The sequence below is a fragment of the Streptomyces barkulensis genome (genome assembly GCF_002843305.1).
Taxonomy (GTDB): domain Bacteria; phylum Actinomycetota; class Actinomycetes; order Streptomycetales; family Streptomycetaceae; genus Streptomyces; species Streptomyces barkulensis.
In genome coordinates, this window is sequence record NZ_PGSG01000093.1 from 56,526 (window position 1) to 75,556 (window position 19,031).

Genomic DNA, 19,031 nt, shown 5'->3' on the forward strand with positions numbered 1-19,031 from the left:
AGCGCTGCGGCGTCGGGCGCGGCACGGGCGGGCACCAACAGGTGTGCGGCGGGCCGTGGTTGGGAACGGTCGGTACGAGCCTGACGTCGGACGGCGCGAGCGGAGTGGGGGCACCATTGGCGGGCTTCGATGACGTCGAGGGCGGCGCGTACGACTTCAGTCCCGGCGCGCAGGTCCCGTTGACCGGCGCGGGCGGCGGGCAGACCGCCCCCACCCAGGCGCTGGCCTCGGCCGCCTACCGCGACGGCCCGGTGACGGACCTGCTCGCGGCGAACGAGGGCGCCAAGGTCTCCGCGCCCCGCTTCTCGCTGTTCGAGCCGAATCTGGGCGAGGCGTTCTCCCGCGCGGTCCAGTCGCGGATGCTCGGCGGTGCGCGCAAGGCGATGATCCAGTCCTTCGGCTGCGAGCCTCAGGTCGTGGTCGAGCACTGCCTGGCGGCCAACCGCATCCGCCGGGAGCGCGACGCCCGGCTGACGGCGGTGATGGTGCTCTTCGGGGTGCTCTTCCTGCCCGGTGTCCTGCTCTGGCTCGGGGGCTTCCAGCTGCGCCGGACGCTGGCGGGCTCGCAGGACCGCCGGGCCGGGGCGCTGGGCATGGGTGTGCTCGTGGCGCTCGGCGTGCTGGCGGCGGTCTTCGTGCTGAGGCTGCCGTTCACCGGTTTCTGGGCGATCTACCTGCGTGTGATGCTGGTCGCCCCGGTCGTGGGCTGGCTGCTGGCCAAGCAGATCTGCGAGCGCTACGCCAAGGACCTGCGCTCCCGCTGGGAGGGCCTGCTGTCGGGCGGCGGCGTCGGCGCCAAGATCCCCGAGGCGGTGCCGCACGCCCCCGGCGACGCCGGCGCGGAGAGCATCAGGCTGAATCTGGCCAAGCTGGCGGCCGAGCAGCGCAGCAACGTGGTCTTCTACGCCGGCCCCAAGGGAATACTCGGCATGGGCCCGCGCTGGGGCAGCTGGCAGCTGGCCGAGGAGCTGGTACCGGCCTCCCCCGGCACCGAGATCAACCCCTTCCGCAGCTGGGACGTGGCGCGCGCGATCCACGACCAGCTGCGGATGCTGGAGCGCACCCCGCTGCACACCGGCGGTTTCCCCAAGCCCTCCGTCCGGCACTGGGTGGTCGTCCATGTCGGGGAGGGCGCCTCGGAGGTCTCCCGGCCCGACGGCCAGAACGTCGAGGCGTACAGCGTCAAGGAGTTCGAGGTCCAGCGGATCTGCAACGAGCAGCAGTTCGACAGCGGCAACCGCCACTACCTCGGCGTCCAGTTCGTGCTGTGGGACGGCCAGCTCGTGCTCAACCTGCTGATCAGCGTCACCGTGCTGCACCACACCCTGCGCATCGAGGTCACCGGCCACGCGCTCGGCCCGGTCAGCTCGGTGTTCTTCTCCAAGCCGTCGCCGAGGAAGAAGACCGTCTCCAAGACCGTCCGCTTCTGGGAGACCAAGGACATCGAACTGCCGCTGATCCAACCCGGCGAGGTGGTGCGGCTGGCGGTGCGCGCCCCGCTGACGTGGTTCCCGCCGGTGCTGGACTTCCTGGGCGGCAAGCTGAGCCTTCCCGAGCCCTTCGGGCTGCGGCACGTGTGGGCCGACAAGCCCTGGCGTCACCGCTTCATGGCCGACGACGCCCTGCGCGCGGCCACCCCGGTGCTGCGGGTGGTGCACGCGGCGGCCCTGAAGGTGCTCAAGGAGAACAACGTGGACATCGAGAAGTTCAACGCCCGTTCCCTGAACCTCAGCGGCCAGGTGCAGTCGGCCGAGCCGGGCAACGCGGACGTGTACAACGCCTGATCGACCCGCCCGCGCCCCCGAGGGGCGCGGGCGGCGGCCCGGGCTCAGGCCCCGGCGGGCCACTTCCCGGCCAGCATGCGCCGGGTGTCGGCCAGCAGCTGCGGCAGCACCTTGGTGTGGCCCACCACCGGCATGAAGTTGGTGTCGCCTCCCCAGCGCGGCACGATGTGCTGGTGGAGGTGGGCGGCGATCCCGGCGCCCGCGACCTCGCCCTGGTTCATGCCGATGTTGAACCCCTGCGCCCCGGAGGCCGCGCGCAGCGCCTTCATGGCCCGCTTGGTGTAGTCGCCCAGTTCCACCGTCTCCTGATCGGTGAGGTCGGTGTAGTCGGCGACGTGCCGGAAGGGCACCACCATCAGATGGCCGCCGTTGTACGGATAGAGGTTGAGCACCGCGTACACCAGCTCGCCGCGGGCGATCACCAGCCCGTCCTCGTCGGACTTGGCCGGGATCGTGCAGAACGGGCAGCCGTCACCGGCGCCCGGGCCGCTCGGCTTGTTCTCCCCCTGGATGTAGGCCATCCGGTGGGGCGTCCACAGGCGCTGGAAGGCGTCCGGCGACCCCACTCCGATCTGCTGCTCCGGCTCGCTGCTCATGCGGGCCAGCATAGGACTTCACCGGTCCGCGGCGGGCCGGTGGGGCCGGATGACGACACAGGGCGTGCCTGCGGGGCGGCGGCGCCCCACAGGCACGCCCTGCGTGCGGTGCTCAGACCTGGACGCGGTCCTCGACGGCCTTGGCGATCTCCGCGATCGCCTCGTCGACCGGCACTCCGTTCTTCTGCGAGCCGTCGCGGTAGCGGAAGCTGACCGCGCCCGCCGCCATGTCGTCGTCACCGGCGATGACCATGAACGGCACCTTGCTCTTCTGCGCGTTCCTGATCTTCTTCTGCATCCGGTCCGAGGAGGAGTCCACCTCCACCCGCAGCCCCTTCGCCTTCGCCCGGGCCGCGAACTCCTCCAGGTAGGGCACATGGGTGTCGCCGATCGGGATGCCGACCGCCTGGACCGGGGCCAGCCAGGCCGGGAAGGCGCCCGCGTAGTGCTCCAGCAGCACGGCGAAGAACCGCTCGATGGAGCCGAACAGCGCGCGGTGGATCATCACCGGCCGCTGCCGGGAGCCGTCGGGGGCGGTGTACTCCAGGTCGAAGAGCTCGGGGAGGTTGAAGTCGACCTGGATGGTCGACATCTGCCAGGTCCGGCCGATGGCGTCACGTGCCTGCACCGAGATCTTCGGCCCGTAGAAGGCGGCGCCGCCCGGGTCCATGACCAGATCCAGGCCCTGCTTCCCGGCGGCCCGGCGCAGGATCTCGGTGGCCTCCTCCCAGTTCTCGTCCGTCCCGACGAACTTCTCCGGGTCCTTGGTGGACAGCTCCAGGTAGAAGTCCTCCAGGCCGTAGTCGCGCAGCAGGTTCAGCACGAAGGTCAGCAGCGAGTCGAGCTCGTCCGCCATCTGCTCCCTGGTGCAGTAGATGTGCGCGTCGTCCTGGGTGAAGCCCCGCGCCCGGGTCAGGCCGTGGACGACGCCCGACTTCTCGTAGCGGTACACGGTGCCGAACTCGAACAGCCGCAGCGGCAGTTCGCGGTAGGAGCGCCCCCGCGCGTCGAAGATCAGATTGTGCATGGGGCAGTTCATGGGCTTGAGGTAGTAGTCCACGCCCTCGTCGAGCTGCATGGGCGGGTACATGCCGTCGGCGTACCAGTCCAGGTGGCCCGACTTCTCGAACAGCTTCCCCTTGGTGGCGTGCGGGGTGTAGACGAACTCGTAGCCCGCCTCCTCGTGCCGCCTGCGCGAGTAGTCCTCCATGGTGCGGCGGACGATGCCGCCCCTGGGATGGAAGACCGCCAGACCGGAGCCGATCTCCTCCGGAATGGAGAACAGGTCCAGCTCCGCGCCGAGCCTGCGGTGGTCGCGCTTCTCGGCCTCGGCCAGGAACTCCAGGTACGCCTTCAGCTCGTCCTTCGACGGCCAGGCGGTGCCGTAGATCCGCTGGAGCTGCGGGTTCTTCTCGCTGCCCCGCCAGTACGCGGCGGCCGACCGCATCAGCCTGAACGCCGGGATGGTGCGGGTGGTGGGCAGGTGCGGACCGCGGCACAGGTCCTTCCAGCACAGCTCGCCGGTCTTGGCGTCGAGGTTGTCGTAGATGGTCAGCTCACCGGCGCCGACCTCGGCCGACGCGCCCTCGGCGGCCTCGGCCGCGTTGCCCTTGAGCCCGATCAGCTCCAGCTTGTACGGCTCGCCGGCCAGTTCCTCGCGGGCCGCCTCGTCGTCGGTCACGCGGCGGGAGAAGCGCTGGCCGCGCTTGACGATCTCCTGCATCCGCTTCTCGATGCGCTTGAGGTCGTCCGGGGTGAACGGCTCGGCGACGTCGAAGTCGTAGTAGAAGCCGTCCTTGACCGGCGGGCCGATGCCGAGCTTGGCCTCGGGGAAGAGGTCCTGCACGGCCTGGGCCATGACGTGCGCGGTGGAGTGCCGCAGGATGTTCAGCCCGTCCTCGGAGGAGATCCCCACGGGCTCGACCTCGTCGCCGTCGGCGACGGCGTACGCCAGGTCCTTCAGCTGCCCGCCGACGCGGGCGGCGACGACCGAGCGGTCGCCGGCGAAGAGATCGGCGGCCGTGGTGCCCGTGGTCACCACGCGTTCTTCCCGCTCGGAATCGCGTTGGATGATCACACGGACGTCCGTCACCGGTCTCTCCTGACTGCTGTCGTCTCGGGTCTCCCCGTCTCGGGATCGGCCCGAGGCGCGGACGATCGCCGCGCAACGTGAATCGTACCGAGCCGGACGCCCCCGCCGCGAAACGGTTACGGCACGGTCCAGGGACGCCGGGGTTGGCCGCGAGCGGGGTGAGGTATCAAGACGGGCGACGGGCGTACGCGCCGCCGTGTGCGCCCGCCCGCCGGGACGGTCCCGGTCTCGACACGGAGGGGAAGCAGAACATGACGGTGTGGTACGAGGGACCGCTCGCCGCATTCGACACCGAGACCACGGGGGTGGACCCGGAGCGGGACCGGATCGTCTCGGCCGCGCTGGTGGTGCAGGACGCGCCGGGGGCCGAGGTGCGCGCCGTGCGCTGGCTGGTGGACCCGGGGGTGCCGGTGCCCGAGGGGGCGGCGGCGGTGCACGGCCTGACCGGGGAGCATCTGCGCGAGCACGGCCGCCGCCCGGCGGACGCGGTCGGGGAGATCGTGCGGGCCCTGGCGGAGCGCGCGTCCGGGGGGCTGCCGCTGGTGGTGATGAACGCGCCGTTCGATCTGACGCTGCTGGACCGGGAGCTGCGGCGGCATCACGGCACCTCGCTGACCGATGCCGTCGCCTCCCCCGCGCTGTGCGTGCTGGACCCGCGGGTGCTGGACAAGCATCTGGACCGCTACCGCAAGGGCCGCCGCACCCTGGCCGCGCTGTGCGAGCACTACGGCGTGGAACTGGCCGAGGCCCATGACGCGGCCGCCGACGCCGCGGCGGCGCTCGAGGTCGTACGGGAGGTGGGGCGACGCCACGCGCGGCGGCTGTCCTCGTTGTCGCCGGCCGAGCTGCACACCCTGCAGTCGGTCTGGCACGCGGCCCAGGCACGCGGGCTGCAGGCGTGGTTCGCCCGCAACGGATCCGACGAGACGGTCGATCCGGCGTGGCCGCTGCGGACGGAGATCCCGGCCGCGGTCTGAGAACGGCCCGGGGCTGTTCCGGATCGCTTCGGGAAGGCGGCCGGGAACACGGGCGCGAAACGCGGGAGGCCGGTTCTGTCGGACGGAACCGGCCTCCCGGGCGGTGGGCGATACTGGGTTCGAACCAGTGACCTCTTCGGTGTGAACGAAGCGCTCTCCCACTGAGCTAATCGCCCCTGCGGTGCCCTGCGGCACGACGAGAACCATACAGGGATCGCGGGTGTTCATCCAAACTCCTTCCGGCTCCCTCCCACCGGACGGCCTCGCGCACCCGCGGCCACCACCGGGGGTACTGCCCGGCCCACCGCATCCCCCTCCCCCCACACCGGGCCCGGTGGTACTCATACGGCCCTGAGTACCACCGCGCATGCCCGCCCGCCCTCGCACGCGTCACACTCCGCTCATGCCGAACCTCCCGCCGCCCGCCTACTGCCCCGGCTGTTCCCTGCCGCTCGCCCCCGGCGCTCCGGGGGCCGTCTGCCCACGGTGCGCGCTGCCGCTCACCGGTCCGGTGCCGCAGCGGGTGCTGGAGATCGACGCGGAGCTGTGGCGGCTGGAGGCCCGGCGCACCGGACTGCTCGCCACGCGCCAGGAGTTGCTGGCCGGGCTGCGCGCTTCCGGTCCCGGGGGCCGCGGCCGGGCGGACGCCGCTCCGGTCCCCCCGTTCCCCCCGGTCGCCCCGCCGGCCGCGCGGAACGTGCTGCTGGCCCTCGGCGGGGCGCTGCTGGCGGTCGCGGTGACCGCCTTCACGCTGGTGAGCTGGGGCCGGCTGGGCATCGGAGGGCGCTCCGCGGTACTGGGCGCGCTGACGCTGCTGGCGCTCGGCGTGCCCGTGGCACTGCTCCGCCGCAAACTGACCGCGACGGCCGAGGCGGTGGCGTCGCTGGGACTGGTCCTGCTGCTGCTCGACGCCTACGCGCTGCACCGGGTGGCGCTGCCGGAGGCCGGCGGCGTCGGCTACGCGGCGGTGGCGGCGGCGGTGACCGCCGCGCTCTGGGCGGGGTACGGGGCGGCGCTGCCGCGGCTGCGCGGCCCGCTGCCCGTCGCCCTGTGCCTGGCCCAACTCCCGCTGCCGCTGTGGGTTCTGAGCGCGGACGGCGGCCCGTACGCGCTCTCCTGGGCGCTGCTGGCCACGGCGGCCGGCGACGCGGCGGTGGCGCTGTGGTGTGCCGGGCGGCGCGCCGGGCGCGGACGGCGGGCGGTGGTGGTGACGGCGCTCGCCGCGGGCTGTGCGCTGGGGGCTCCGGGGCTGCTGACCTCCGCCGTGCTGGCCCTGACGGCGGCGGGGTGGGCCGAGTCGGCGCACGCCGCGGCGCTGCTCGCGGCGGCCGCGGCGGTGCTGCTGTACGCGGCCCGCCGTCTCGCCCGTGGTGCCGGCCGCGCGGATACGGCGGCCCCCGCGGCAGTGGCACCGGCCGCCGTGGTGCCGGCGGCCGTGGTGCCGGCGGCCGTGGTGCCGGCGGCGGTGGCTGGACTGGCCGTGCTGGTCGCCGGCGGCGGCGCGCTGTGGAGGGTGGGGGCGCTGCCGGAGCCGGGGTGGCCGGTGTTGGGCTTCCTGCTGTGCGCGCTGGCGCTGGGTGCGGTCCCGGTGGGGGAACGGTCCGTGGCGGCGGGGCTGCGGCTGGCGGCCGCCGCGGTGTGCGCCGGCGCGGCGCTGTGGGCGCTGCCCGCCGTGGCACGGCTGGTGCTGGGGCCGTTGGGCTGGGTGTTCAGGGTGTGGGACGGTGCGCCGCGGGGCGCCCGGGCCGCGGTCGCTCCGGGGCTGGGCTGGCCGTACGGGATGGCGCTGCCGGTGGTGCTGGGCACGCTGGCGGCGGCGTCGGCCGCGGTGGGCCGGGGCCTGGGGGCGGGGGCGCGGGTGCCGCGGGCATGGCGTGTGAGGGCCCGCGGGGGCTCGCTGGTGGCGGCGGGCGCGGCGGCGGCCGTGCTGCCGGTGGTGCTGGACCTGCCGTACCGGGTGGCCGTGGTGCTGCTGGTGGCGCTGGTGGTGCTGCTGCTGGCGGTCCCGGTGGGCCCGTCCCTGACGGGCGCGGCCGGGGCGTCTGCGGTGACCGCCCTGGCGGCGGCGGTGGTGGTGGCGGCCGTGGCGGTGAGCGGCTGGTCCCTGGCGGAACCGGCGATGACGGTGGCCGTCCTGGGCGCGCTGGCCGCCGCCTTCGCCGGTGCCGCGGTGGTCGCGCGTGCCGACGCGGCGGTGGGTCCGGTGGCGGCCGTGGCGGCGGTTGGGTGGTCGGGCGCGTTCGCGGCCGCCGTGCCCCTGGCCCTGGACGTACCGCCGCACCGGACGGCGTTCGCGGTGCTGGGCGTCGCGGTCGCCACGGTGCCCCTGGCGGCCCGGCTGCGGGTGCGTCCGGCCGGGGTGCCGGTGGAGTGCGCCGGGTACGCCGTCGCCGCCGCGGCCGTCGCGCTGACGGTCGCGGAGCCCGTCGCGCTCTCCCTGGCCCTGGCCCTGTGCGGGGTGGCCGCGGGGGGCGTGGCGCTGCGCGCGGAGCGCCGGCCGGTCGCGGCGTACGCGGGGGGCGCGCTGCTGGTGCTGGCCTGGTGGGTGCGGCTGGGGAGCTGGGAGGTGACCTCGCCGGAGGCGTACACCCTGCCGGTCACCGTCCCGGCGCTGGCCGTCGGCCATCTGCACCGGATCCGCCCGGAGGTCTCCTCCTGGGCGGCGTACGGTCCCGGGCTGGCGACGACGCTGGTGCCGAGCCTGGTGGCGGTCTGGGTGGACGCGCACTGGCCGCGCCCGCTGCTGCTGGGCGCCGCCGCGCTGGTCCTGACCGTGCTGGGCGCACGGTCGCGGCTGAAGGCCCCGCTGCTGATGGGCGGGTGCACCGCCGCGCTGGTCGCCGTGCACGAACTGGCCCCCCATGTCGTCCAGGTGGCCGGGCTCCTGCCCCGCTGGGTGCCGCCGGCCGCCGCGGGCGTGCTGCTCCTGCTCGTCGGCGCGACCTACGAGCGGCGGCTGCGGGAGGCCCGGCGGCTGCGCCGCGCGGTGGGCCGGATGCGCTGACCGGCGCGCCGTACCGGGACACGGAAGGCCGGGAGGGGCGGACGGGAGCCTGGACCGTCCGCCCCGGTCCGGTACGGCCTCATCCCCGGGGGCGGAGCCGACCAGGGCCAGACGCCCGGGGCCGTGCCGCCGCGGCCGGACGGATGACCGGCCCGGGGACTCGGTCAGGTGCGGCCGTGCCGCCGCTCGGCGGCGACCGCGCAGGCGGCCAGGCAACCGAGCGCCGGGGCGGCCAGGGGCGGCAGCATCCAGGCGGCGACGGCGACCACGGCCAGCCCTCCGGCCAGCAGCAGCGAGCCGCCCGGTTCGGTGCGCAGGGTGCGCCGGGCCGCGGCCCGGCCGGTACGGGCCCAGTCGTCGCCGGGCCGCCAGGCGGCGGCGGTGCGCAGCCCGGCCACCACCACGGCCACCGCGGCCACCGCCGCGGTGGCGCCGACCGCGGCCACCGCGGGGCCACCGGGCAGCAGCCCGGAGGAGACCACCCGCAGATCGAAGGCGAGCAGCGCCAGGGCGGCCCACCACAGCAGCGAGAACCGCCAGCCGGTGCGTACGGCGGCCGCCCACTCGGCGGCGAACTCCCGCCATCCGGCCCGCTCGGCGTCCAGGTGGCGCCGCAGATGCCCGCAGGCGGCGGCGAACGCGGGCAGTGCCGTCACCAGCGCGAGCGCGGCGAGCAGCAGCCACACCCCGGCCAGCAGACACTCGGCGAAGAGCGCGAACCGGACGGCGAGGGGCCTCCGGTCCGCGCCGGCGGCGGTGTCCGAAGAGGTGCCCGTGGCGGTGTCCGTGGCGGTGTCCGCAAAAGCCCGCGCCGCGGCGCTCGTCCCGCTCATCCCTTGAGCCCCGAGGTGGCCGCGCCCTCGACGAGGTGGCGCTGGAAGGCGAGAAAGAACAGCAGCACCGGCAGCAGGGCCGCGACCGACATGGCGATCATGCCGCCGTAGTCGGCGAGGCTGTCCTGGTCCATGAACATCTTCAGACCGAGCGAGACGGTGTACTTGTCGGGCTCGTTGAGGTAGATCAGCGGCCCGAGGAAGTCGTTCCAGGCCCAGATGAAGCTGAAGATGGCACTGGTGATCAGCGCCGGGCGGCACAGCGGCAGCACGATCGTCCAGTAGATCCGCCAGTGGCCGCAGCCGTCGATGCGGGCCGCCTCGTCCAGTTCCCCGGGGAGGTTGCGCATGAACTGCACCATCAGGAAGACGAAGAAGGCGTCCACCGCGAGGAACTTGCCCAGCAGCAGCGGCACATAGGTGTTGACCAGTTCCATCTTCTGGAACAGCACGTACTGCGGCACCAGCAGCACGTGGACCGGCAGCAGCAGGGTGCCGATCATCAGCGCGAACAGCACGTTGCGGCCCGCGAAGCGGATCCGGGCGAAGGCGTACGCGGCCAGGGAGCAGGAGATCAGCACACCGGCCACCGAACCCAGCGCGACCAGCAGCGAGTTCACGAAGAACGTCTCGATGCCGATGCCCGCGATCCCGTCGGCGAGCCGCTCGTAGTTGTCGGTGATCGGGTCGGTGGGCAGCAACTCCAGGCTGCCCACGATCTCGTCGCCCGGTTTGAGGGAGCCGCCCAGCACCCAGACGACCGGGTAGAGCACCACGGCCAGGAGGGCCAGCGCCCCCAGGTGCCACAGGAGCGACCGCGCCCTGCGGCGTGCCGAGGCGTTGGCCCCGCTGCGCGAGGGGCGGGCGGGACGGACGGGACGGACGGGACGGACGGTGCCGGTGGGCGCGCTCATCGGCCCCCCTCCTCGTAGTGCACCCAGCGGCGCTGGGACCAGAACAGCACGGCGGTCACCACGGCGATCCCGGCGAGCAGCATCCAGGCCATCGCGGAGGCGTAGCCCATGCGCAGGTTGGAGAAGCCCTGCTCGTACAGGTACCAGGTGTAGACGAGCAGCGAGTCGCCGGGGCCGCCCGCGCGCCCGCCGGGTCCGGCGATCACGAGCGCGGAGGTGAAGATCTGGAAGGAGTGGATGATCTCCAGCAGCAGGTTGAAGAAGAGCACCGGGGAGATCATCGGCAGGGTGATGGAGCGAAACCGCCGCCAGGCGCCGGCGCCGTCCACCTCCGCCGCCTCGTACAGCTCGCGCGGCACCTGCTTGAGGCCGGCCAGGAAGATCACCATCGGCGCGCCGAACTGCCAGGCCGACAGGGCGATCAGGGTGGGTATCGACCAGTCCGGGTCGCCGACCCAGCCGCCGCCGTCCCAGCCGAACAGGCTCAGGGAGCGGTCGACGACCGCGTCGTCCTGGAACAGTGCCCGCCAGACGATGCCGATGCTCACGCTCGCCCCGATCAGCGAGGGGGCGTAGAACGCCGAGCGGTAGAAGCCCTGCCCCTTGCGGGGCCGGACCAGCAGCATCGCCACGCCGAGCGCGACCGCGAGCTTGAGCGGGGTGGCGACCAGCACGAACACGGCCGTGACCCGCACCGACGTCCACCAGCGGTCGTCGGAGAACATCTCGGAGAAGTTCTCCAGGCCCACCCAGCGGGGCGAGTCGAAGAGGTTGTAGTCGGTGAAGGCCAGATAGAGGGAGACGAGCATCGGCCCCAGCGTCAGCAGCAGGATGCCGACGCACCACGGGGAGAGGAACAGGTAGCCGGCCAGGGTCTCCCGGCGGGCCCGCCGCCGCGCGGTGGCGGCGGGCCGGGAGGCGGGGGCGGAGGGAGCGGGGCGGCGGGGGCTCCCCGCCGCCCGCTCCTCCTCCGTCCCGGCCGGTGCGGGGGTTTCGGTACGCATCACGGGACGTTCTCCCCGGGTCAGGAGCCGAGGGCGGTCTTGGCCTCGTCGAAGAACTGGGACACCGCTTCGTCGACGGACACGGAGCCCTGCGCCATCGAGCGGTAGATGCTCAGGAAGGCGGCCTCGACGGTGTCGGTCCCGGCCGGGTGGGGCGTGATCGGTTCCAGGTAGTCGGTGACGCTCTCCTCGTATTCGGCGATCTTGGCGTCGGGCCCCTCGGGCTCGTAGGCCTCGAACTGCGCGTTGGTCGGCAGCACCCCGCGGTTGTAGCCCATGATCTTCCCGACCTCGGGGTCGTTGACCATGAAGTCGATGAACTCGGCGACCTCCTCCGGATGCCCGGTCCGGGCGGAGGCGCTGAGCATCAGCGAGGAGAGGTACTGCGCGGTGCGCTCGCCGTCCACGGTCGGGATCGGCGCCAGGGCGAGTTCCCTGTCCGTCTCGGAGGCGTAGCGCGCCAGGAAGTTGTCCCAGGTGAACTCGGCGGCCGACAGACCGGCGCTGACCTCGGACTTGGGCAGGACCTGTGCGGCCTGCTTGGCCGGGACGAGCAGCCCGTCGTCGAGCTTGGCGCGGTGGTCGCCCCACCACTTCCTCAGGTCGGCCTCGGTGAAGCCGAGCCCGTCCTCGGTGAAGAACGCCTTGCCCTGCTGGCGCAGGTAGAGGTCGTACAGGTACATCACGCCGCCGTTGCTGCTGGCGCCCCAGAACTCCTCTCCGGGCTCGCTGATCTTCTCCACGGCCGCGTCGAAGTCCTTCCACGTCCAGCCGTGCTCGGGGGTGACGCCGGCCTCCTCGAACGCCTTGACGTCGTAGACGAGGGTGAAGGTGTTGGCCCCCACCGGCACGCCCAGCAGCTTCCCGTCGATCTCGCCGGCCCTGCCGAGCCCCTGACGGAAGTCGTCCAGGTTCAGATTGCCCGCCTTCACCTGGGCGTTGAGGTCCAGCAGCAGGTTCTTCTGTCCGTACTTGCGCAGGAAGGCATAGGAGTTCTGGAAGACGTCCGGCGGATTGCCGCCCGCGGCCTGGGTGTTGAACTTCGTCCAGAAGTCGCCGTACTCCTGGAAGTCGGTCTTGACCTCGATGCCGGGATTCTCCTTCTCGAACAGGTCTATGGTCCTGTTGATCAGGTCGGCCCGGTCCTGCGCACCCCACCAGGAGTAGCGGATGGTCACCTTGCCGTCCGCACCTGTGTCACCGCCGCCGCATCCGGAGGCGAGCAGCCCCAGCGCGGCCAGACCGGCCCCCATGGCCCGCAGACCCGTGACCCTGCTCCGTCGAGAACTCATCGAAACGCCCCTCCCGGGCGGGTTCGTCCCGCCACCCCGGTTGTTTGAAACGTTTTAGGCAAGCGCTTGCCGGGCCAACTTAGGGACGCGAGGCAGGGGCGTCAACGGTTCGGACGGAATTCACCGCCGGGCATCCGGAGCGTGTGCGGGCCGACACGAAGAGGCCGGGGTCCCGGCAGGCTCCAAGCCTGCCGGGACCCCGGCCTTCGGTGGGCGATACTGGGATCGAACCAGTGACCTCTTCGGTGTGAACGAAGCGCTCTCCCGCTGAGCTAATCGCCCGGGTGCGGCGACAACATTACCGCATGTCAGCGACTGCTCGTGACCCCCTCGCGCACCCCGGAGGGGCCTCGCCGGCTCAGCCCGCGACGTCCCACGGCATCGCCAGCCCGTACCGGGCCAGATACAGACCCACCAGGACCGCGGCGACGGCCGCACCGAGCGCCGTGAGCGTCATGTTGCGGCGCCGCACCTTCGGGTCGAGCGCACGCCTGGCCGCCTCGGACACCTTCCGCCGCGTCCACCGCAGGACGATCTGGGCCCAGACGAACTCCGTCGCCCAGACCGCCAGCCCCGTGAAGATCACCAGCCAGCCCGGCCCCGGCAGCGCCAGCATCAGCACTCCGGCGAACACGATGGCGAGCCCGACCAGGAAGACCCCCACCTGCCAGCTCAGATGGAGCGCCCGGGACGCCTTGATGAAGTGCGGCGCCCGTGAACCGAGGGCCCGTTCCTTACTCTCGGTTTCCACCTGCCCCAGATTACCCGAGGCCTCCACACCGTTCGCCCGAACAGACCACCGGCCAAATCCCCATTCCTCCATCTGAATGATGTGAAGGGAAACAAAAGGGGCAGAGGGGTTTACACCCCTCCCGTAGGTGGCATGTCGATTTCGCCGACGTGCGAATCCCCGAGCGCACACTGAGCGAAAGGCCCTGGCGCTTATGAACACCACGGTCAGCTGCGAGCTGCACCTGCGCCTCGTTGTATCGAGCGAGTCCTCCCTGCCTGTACCCGCGGGCCTGCGGTATGACACGGCCGATCCCTACGCCGTGCACGCCACCTTCCACACCGGCGCCGAGGAGACCGTCGAGTGGGTCTTCGCCCGCGACCTCCTCGCCGAAGGCCTGCACCGTCCCACAGGCACCGGCGACGTCCGTGTCTGGCCGTCCCGCAGCCACGGTCAGGGCGTCGTCTGCATCGCTCTCAGCTCGCCGGAGGGCGAGGCGCTGCTGGAGGCCCCCGCGCGGGCCCTGGAATCCTTCCTCAAGCGAACGGACGCCGCCGTCCCCCCCGGCACCGAGCACCGGCACTTCGACCTCGACACCGAGCTCTCCCACATCCTCGCGGAGAGCTGACAGACGCCGGCACCCCGCTGCCGTCCGACTCGGGGCGACGGCTCGGGGCCCGGCCCTCACCACCCAGCGACGGCGACGCCGCCGCCACGTACCCACCGTGGCGGCGGCGTCGCCGTTTCCGGGAGGGGCTAGAGTCTCACCGCAGCAAGGCCCGCAGGGCTGCCGACGAGAAACCGGCCAGGGAGCGACGACCGTGCTGATCAACCACGACACCCGGTGCGCTCTCGACACCGTTGTCGACCTCCTGAACACCGCGCCCGACGAACACACCCCCGACACGCTCACCGACACCGGTGCGCTGCGCGCCTTCGTCGAACGCAACGCCGTCAGCGACGTGGGCGCCCTGGACGAGACGGACCTGGCCGCCGTACGGGACGTGCGCGATCAGTTCGGGCGGGTCTTCGAGGCCTCCGACGCGCACCGCGCGGCCGAGCTGGTGAACACGCTGGTGGCCGCCGCCGGCACCACGCCCCGGCTCACCGACCACGACGGCTACGACTGGCACATCCACTACTTCGCCCCCGGCGCCTCCCTCGCCGACCACCTCGCCGCGGACGGCGGCATGGCGCTGGCCTTCCTGGTCGTCGCCGGGGAGCGCGAGCGGCTGCGCCGCTGCGCCGCCCCCGACTGCCGCCGCGCCTTCGTCGACCTGTCCCGCAACCGCTCGCGCCGCTACTGCGACAGCCGCACCTGCGGCAACCGTCTGCACGTGGCCGCCTACCGGGCGCGGCAGCGCGAGGCCTCCGGGAACTGACCGGCCCCACAGGCGGCGGTCAGAGCAGGAAAAGGTCGTGCACCGCCGCCAGGAGGACCAGCGCGCCGATGACGGTCAGGAAGAGCATCAGCGGCGGCTGGGACAGGGCGAACAGGCAGCCGCGGGGCTCGGGCAGTTCGGCGGGGAGGCCGCCCGGCCGGACGCCGGAGCCGGTCCCGCGCGGGGAGCCGGGAGCACGGTCCTCGGGTGTTTCGGTGGTGTCGCGCATCTCGCCGCGATGATGGCGCAGACCGGAGCGCCGCACGGTTCAACACACCATCGCGCGGGCACGGTTCACCGGATTCAGATGCCGTGTTTCTTCAGAATCGCTTCGATGTCCGAGAAGTCGTCCGCGTCGGTCGCCCCCGCCGCGGGCCGCTCCTCACGGCCCCCGCCTCCCCCGGCGCCCTCGCCTTTGAGGGCCGGCCGGGAGGCGCCGGACTCCGCCGCGCGGCGCGCGCCGCGCCCGGACCCGGTACCGCCCTCGCGGGCACGCGTACGCCTCCCGGCGGCGCGGCCCACCACATAGAGGACGAAGGCCGCGGCGAGCACCCCGAAGCCGGCCCAGACCGTGGGCTTGAACACCAGGTCCGAGGCCCAGGCCGCCACCGCCCCTCCGATCTCGCCGAACATTCCCAGCAGGCCGGACATCGCCAGCCCGACGGGCACCAGGGACAGGGCCGCTATGCGGGTGGCCGCGGCGAAGCGGCGGCGGTAGGCCGTCAGGAAGGCGACGGCCAGTCCCGCCGCGGAGAGCGCCGCGCAGACGGTCGTGGTCAGCATGTATCCATCGTGCCGCTCCTCACCCCGGATGTGCCACGTTCCGCCCCGCGATATCGGGGGGATTCCCGGGCCCTCTCCTCCTTTGGGCCCCCTCGCGCACCTCCCGCTCTCCTCCCGGAGCCGGGCTGGGAGACTTGTCCGCATGAACGACACCCGCCCCGCCCGCCCCGTCCTGGACGTCTGGTGCGAGCTGCAGTGCCCGGACTGCGACCGGGCCATGGCCGACCTGCGCGCGCTGCGCGAGCGGTACGGCGACGCCCTGGAGATCCGGCTGCGCCACTTCCCCCTGGACAAGCACCGTCACTCCTACGCCGCCGCCCAGGCCGCCGAGGAGGCGTACGCGCAGGGCCGCGGCGACGAGTACGCCGGGGCGGTCCTGGCCCGTGCCGGGGAGTTGGGAAAGCGTGGCGAGGAGCTGCTGCTGGAGGTGGCCCGGGAGCTGGGCCTGGACGCCGAGGAGATGGACACCGCCCTGATCGACGGGCGGCATCTGCTGGTCGTCGACGCCGACCAGGCCGAGGGCCGGGCGATCGGGGTCACCGGCACCCCGACCTATGTGATCGGCGGTGAGCGGCTGGACGGCGGGAAGAGCCAGGAGGGCCTGCGCGAGCGGATCGAGGAGATCGCCGACCGGCTGCTGGCCTGAGCCGGAGAGGGAACCGGGCGGTACGGCTAGAGCAGCGGCTTGTGCAGATGGTGGGCGGTCGGCCGGTGGCCGAGCGACTGGTACAGCCGCAGGGCCGCGGTGTTGTCCGTGAAGACGTTCAGCCCCAGCGTGCGCACCCCGGCCGCCAGGCACTCGCGCTCGGCGGCGAGCATCAGCGTCCGGCCGTGGCCCCGGCCGCGGTGTGCCGGGGCCACCTCGACGTCGAAGACCCAGGCGCCGGATCCGCGCGCACGGGCCGTCGCCAGCCAGAGCGTGCCGACGTCCGCTCCCCCGTGGACGAGGACCCGCAGGGCGGTGCCGGTGGTGTCCGGTCCGCCGGGCAGCAGCTCGGCGTGGTCCGCCCCGGCCCTGAGGCGGGCCCGCCCGGGGTCCATGCCCCAGCCGGTCCAGAGGCGGACGTAGGCCTCCCGGCGGCTCTCCAGCCACGCCGGGTACTCGTCCGCCTCCAGGGGGCGCACCGTGCTGCCACCGGGCAACACGGGCGCCCCGGACAGTTCCTTGGCCATGCTCCGGCTGCGCTCGGTGTAGCCCAGGGCCGCGGCCAGCCGCAGGGCGTGGCCGGCGTCCGCCGGGACGCTCGCCTCGATCCGGCGGCAGCCCCAGCCGCGCAGCACCTCCTCGGCCGCGAGCGCGGCGACGGTGGCCCGGCCCCGGCGGCGGTCGGGTCCGTGGACGGCGAGCTCCTCGACGCGGCCGGCCGACGGGCCGAAGCGTTCGTCCGTGGCCAGCCGCAGACGGCCGACGGGGCGGCCGTTGACGCAGATGTCGTACGAGCGGGAGCGGGCGCCGTCCGCGGCGCGCCGCTCGGGTCCGGTGGGGCGCAGGGTGGTGGTCATCGCCTGGGTTCTACCCACCGCGGCGCCCCGCTGTCACCCGGGTTCGGGGAGGACCGGGGGATCCGGAGGTACCGGGGGTGCGTCCGCCGGCTCACGGGTCGATGTCGGCCGCCGATCGCTCGGCGAAGATCCGCATCGCCTTGGCCGTGACCGGCCCGGGCGCGGAGGGCAGTTCGCGTCCGTCGATCCGGTGGACGGCCTGGACGTCGCGCAGGGTGGAGGTGAGGAAGACCTCCTCGGCCCGCTCCAGGACGTCCATCGGCAGGTCGGTCTCCCGCGCCCCCGTCCACTCGGCCACCAGTGCGCGGGTGATCCCGGCGAGACAGCCGGAGGCGAGCGGCGGGGTGTGCGTCTCGCCGTCGAGGACGACGAAGACGTTGGAGCCGGTGCCCTCGCACAGCTGCCCGACGGTGTTGCCGAACAGGGCCTCCGAGGCGCCCTGCCGGCGGGCGTGGGCCAGCGCGACGACGTTCTCGGCGTACGAGGTGGTCTTCAGGCCGGCCAGCGCGCCGCGCTCGTTGCGGACCCAGGGGACGGTGACGGCGGCGGTGGTGTCGGGACGGGGCTTGGCCTCTCCGAGGGCGACGACCAGGGTGGGGCCGGCGTCGCCGCGGTCGGAGCCGAGGGGGGAGAGCCCGCCGGTGTAGGTGATCCGCAGCCTGCCCAGCGGCACGGGGTTGGCCTCCACCACGGCGGCGCAGGCGCGGCGCACCTCGTCCCGGTCCGGCTCGGGCAGGCCCAGGCCGCGGGCGGAGGCGGCCAGCCGCTCCAGGTGGCGGGTGAGGGCGAAGGTGCGTCCGCCGACGGCCTTGACCGTCTCGAAGACCCCGTCGCCGACGGTCAGTCCGTGGTCGAGCACGGACACCCGCGCGGCGTCGGCGTCCCGCAGTTCTCCGTCCACCCAGATCAGCGTCATGCCCCAGCTCCTCCGGTCCCGCCTGTCGTGCCCGCCGCGCCGGTGGTCCGGATCGCGCCGCTCGCAGGAGACGTCCTCGCGTACTCCCCCGACGCTACCGTGAGCAGCCGCTCCGCCTTGAGCTCGGTCTCCTCCCACTCCCGCTCCGGGTCCGATCCCCAGGTGATCCCGGCGCCGGTGCCGAAGCACAGCGCCGGGCCGCCGGGCGCGGCGCGGTCGATCCAGAAGGTGCGGATGCCCACCGCCAGTTCACCGGTGCCGCGGTCGGCGTCCACCCAGCCGATGCCGCCGCAGTACGGGCCCCGCGCGGCGGTCTCCAGGGAGCGGATGACGCGCAGGGCGCTGGACTTGGGGGCGCCGGTGACCGATCCGGGCGGGAAGGTGTGCTCCAGCAGTTCGGCCCAGCCGGCCCCGGGCGCCAGTTCGCCGCGGACGGTGGAGACCAGGTGGACGAGTCCGGGGTGCGGCTCGACGGCGCACAGGGCGGGGACGGTGACCGATCCGGTGGCGCTGACGCGGCCGAGGTCGTTGCGGACCAGGTCCACGATCATCACGTTCTCGGCGTGGTCCTTGTCCAGCAGGTCGGCGGCCGTGCGTCCGGTGCCCTTGATGGGGCGGGACTCCACGGTGCGTCCGCGGCGGGCGAGGTACAGCTCGGGCGAGGCCGTGGCGATCTCGACCCCGTGGGCGGGGAGGCGGACGGTGCCGGCGTGGGGAGCCGGGTTGCCGCGCGCCAGGAGCGCGGTCAGTTCGTCGGGGTCGGCGGCGGCCGGGTCCGGCAGCGGCGCGGTGAGCACACGGCAGAGGTTGGCCTGGTAGACCTCGCCGGCCGCTATGTGCTCGCGTATGCGCCGCACGCCCGCGGTGTAGGCGGCGCGGTCCAGGGACGACGTCCAGGCGCCGGCGCCCGGTCCGCGCCAGCGTCCCGGCCGGGGGCGGGGCACGGGGGCGGGCCGCACATCACCGAAGCGGGCGCAGACCAGGTGCCCCTCGAAGGAGGCGACCACCGCCCACCAGCCCGTGGAGTCCAGGGCGGTGGGGTCGCTGGTGACGTCGCGCAGGTCGGTCGCGACAAGGCCGCCGAAGCGGGCTACAGGGGCCGGATCGTGCACGCGGCGAGTCTATGGCGGGCACGCTGGGGAAACGGAATTTGAGCTGGCCCGGGAATCCGCTAGAGTTCATGTCGTCACCGAGCGCGGCAGCGGGAGGTGGCGGCAGCTC

Annotated in this window: 18 protein-coding genes and 2 tRNA genes; 6 read left to right on the forward strand and 14 right to left on the reverse strand. The window is 73.4% G+C overall.

Annotated elements, in window-relative coordinates; all coding sequences use genetic code 11:
* Window positions 1-116 precede the first annotated feature (116 nt).
* Window positions 117-1,784 (forward strand): AbeC-like domain-containing protein, encoded by a 1,668-nt coding sequence (locus CUT83_RS19440; protein ID WP_101257145.1) that lies wholly within the window; start codon window positions 117-119, stop codon window positions 1,782-1,784.
* Between the two features lie 44 nt (window positions 1,785-1,828).
* On the opposite strand, the gene CUT83_RS19445 is transcribed toward CUT83_RS19440, so the two are convergent.
* Both CUT83_RS19445 and thrS read right to left on the reverse strand, forming a co-directional pair.
* Window positions 1,829-2,392: an HIT family protein gene (locus tag CUT83_RS19445; RefSeq protein ID WP_101257146.1), complete on the reverse strand. Its 564-nt coding sequence runs from the start codon at window positions 2,390-2,392 to the stop codon at window positions 1,829-1,831.
* A 100-nt stretch (window positions 2,393-2,492) separates the two neighbouring features.
* Window positions 2,493-4,472: a threonine--tRNA ligase gene (gene thrS, locus CUT83_RS19450; RefSeq protein ID WP_101257147.1), complete on the reverse strand. Its 1,980-nt coding sequence runs from the start codon at window positions 4,470-4,472 to the stop codon at window positions 2,493-2,495.
* A 251-nt stretch (window positions 4,473-4,723) separates the two neighbouring features.
* Here thrS and CUT83_RS19455 point away from each other — a divergent pair, with 251 nt between their 5' ends.
* A complete protein-coding gene (locus tag CUT83_RS19455; RefSeq protein ID WP_101257148.1) occupies window positions 4,724-5,449 on the forward strand; it encodes an exonuclease domain-containing protein in 726 nt (241 codons plus the stop codon).
* Window positions 5,450-5,553: 104 nt separating this feature from the next.
* Here CUT83_RS19455 and CUT83_RS19460 read toward each other — a convergent pair.
* Window positions 5,554-5,625: transfer RNA gene (locus CUT83_RS19460), tRNA-Val, on the reverse strand.
* Between the two features lie 227 nt (window positions 5,626-5,852).
* On the opposite strand from CUT83_RS19460, the gene CUT83_RS19465 reads away from it, so the two are divergent.
* Entirely contained in the window at window positions 5,853-8,453 is a 2,601-nt protein-coding gene (locus CUT83_RS19465) for an SCO7613 C-terminal domain-containing membrane protein (protein WP_241524810.1), read from the forward strand.
* A gap of 164 nt (window positions 8,454-8,617) precedes the next feature.
* On the opposite strand, the gene CUT83_RS19470 is transcribed toward CUT83_RS19465, so the two are convergent.
* From CUT83_RS19470 to CUT83_RS19495, 6 genes are all read right to left on the reverse strand, one after another.
* The gene (locus tag CUT83_RS19470) at window positions 8,618-9,286 is read right to left on the reverse strand and encodes a hypothetical protein (RefSeq protein WP_241524811.1); all 669 of its coding nucleotides are present in this window, start codon (window positions 9,284-9,286) and stop codon (window positions 8,618-8,620) included.
* Window positions 9,283-10,200 carry a carbohydrate ABC transporter permease gene (locus CUT83_RS19475; RefSeq protein ID WP_101257149.1) on the reverse strand — a complete coding sequence of 306 codons (918 nt, stop codon included), beginning with the start codon at window positions 10,198-10,200 and terminating at the stop codon, window positions 9,283-9,285. The genes CUT83_RS19470 and CUT83_RS19475 overlap by 4 nt, the downstream gene beginning before the upstream one ends.
* On the reverse strand, window positions 10,197-11,204 hold the full coding sequence (locus CUT83_RS19480) for a carbohydrate ABC transporter permease (protein WP_101257150.1): 1,008 nt from the start codon (window positions 11,202-11,204) through the stop codon (window positions 10,197-10,199). The genes CUT83_RS19475 and CUT83_RS19480 overlap by 4 nt, the downstream gene beginning before the upstream one ends.
* A gap of 20 nt (window positions 11,205-11,224) precedes the next feature.
* Window positions 11,225-12,496 (reverse strand): ABC transporter substrate-binding protein, encoded by a 1,272-nt coding sequence (locus CUT83_RS19485; RefSeq protein WP_101257151.1) that lies wholly within the window; start codon window positions 12,494-12,496, stop codon window positions 11,225-11,227.
* A gap of 210 nt (window positions 12,497-12,706) precedes the next feature.
* Window positions 12,707-12,778: transfer RNA gene (locus CUT83_RS19490), tRNA-Val, on the reverse strand.
* Between the two features lie 76 nt (window positions 12,779-12,854).
* A complete protein-coding gene (locus CUT83_RS19495; RefSeq protein WP_101257152.1) occupies window positions 12,855-13,319 on the reverse strand; it encodes a TIGR02611 family protein in 465 nt (154 codons plus the stop codon).
* A gap of 121 nt (window positions 13,320-13,440) precedes the next feature.
* Here CUT83_RS19495 and CUT83_RS19500 point away from each other — a divergent pair, with 121 nt between their 5' ends.
* Window positions 13,441-13,854, forward strand: a complete 414-nt coding sequence (locus CUT83_RS19500; protein ID WP_003959770.1) for an SsgA family sporulation/cell division regulator — start codon at window positions 13,441-13,443, stop codon at window positions 13,852-13,854.
* 193 nt (window positions 13,855-14,047) lie between these two features.
* Window positions 14,048-14,608: a CGNR zinc finger domain-containing protein gene (locus tag CUT83_RS19505; protein WP_101257153.1), complete on the forward strand. Its 561-nt coding sequence runs from the start codon at window positions 14,048-14,050 to the stop codon at window positions 14,606-14,608.
* 19 nt (window positions 14,609-14,627) lie between these two features.
* Here the strand turns inward: CUT83_RS19505 and CUT83_RS19510 are convergent, their stop codons facing one another.
* Complete coding sequence (locus CUT83_RS19510; RefSeq protein WP_101257154.1) at window positions 14,628-14,873, reverse strand: hypothetical protein; 246 nt, start codon at window positions 14,871-14,873, stop codon at window positions 14,628-14,630.
* A gap of 38 nt (window positions 14,874-14,911) precedes the next feature.
* The gene (locus tag CUT83_RS19515) at window positions 14,912-15,391 is read right to left on the reverse strand and encodes a hypothetical protein (RefSeq protein WP_101257155.1); all 480 of its coding nucleotides are present in this window, start codon (window positions 15,389-15,391) and stop codon (window positions 14,912-14,914) included.
* Window positions 15,392-15,533: 142 nt separating this feature from the next.
* On the opposite strand from CUT83_RS19515, the gene CUT83_RS19520 reads away from it, so the two are divergent.
* Window positions 15,534-16,037, forward strand: coding sequence for a DsbA family protein (locus CUT83_RS19520; RefSeq protein ID WP_101257156.1), 504 nt, complete (start codon window positions 15,534-15,536; stop codon window positions 16,035-16,037).
* A gap of 26 nt (window positions 16,038-16,063) precedes the next feature.
* Here CUT83_RS19520 and CUT83_RS19525 read toward each other — a convergent pair whose 3' ends face one another.
* The 3 genes from CUT83_RS19525 to CUT83_RS19535 all read right to left on the reverse strand — a co-directional run bounded on the left by CUT83_RS19525 (window position 16,064) and on the right by CUT83_RS19535 (window position 18,922).
* Complete coding sequence (locus CUT83_RS19525; protein WP_101257157.1) at window positions 16,064-16,894, reverse strand: GNAT family N-acetyltransferase; 831 nt, start codon at window positions 16,892-16,894, stop codon at window positions 16,064-16,066.
* 91 nt (window positions 16,895-16,985) lie between these two features.
* Entirely contained in the window at window positions 16,986-17,810 is an 825-nt protein-coding gene (locus CUT83_RS19530) for an aminotransferase class IV (protein ID WP_101257158.1), read from the reverse strand.
* The gene (locus CUT83_RS19535; protein WP_101257159.1) at window positions 17,807-18,922 is read right to left on the reverse strand and encodes a chorismate-binding protein; all 1,116 of its coding nucleotides are present in this window, start codon (window positions 18,920-18,922) and stop codon (window positions 17,807-17,809) included. Before CUT83_RS19535 ends, CUT83_RS19530 begins: the two co-directional genes overlap by 4 nt.
* Window positions 18,923-19,031 lie beyond the last annotated feature (109 nt).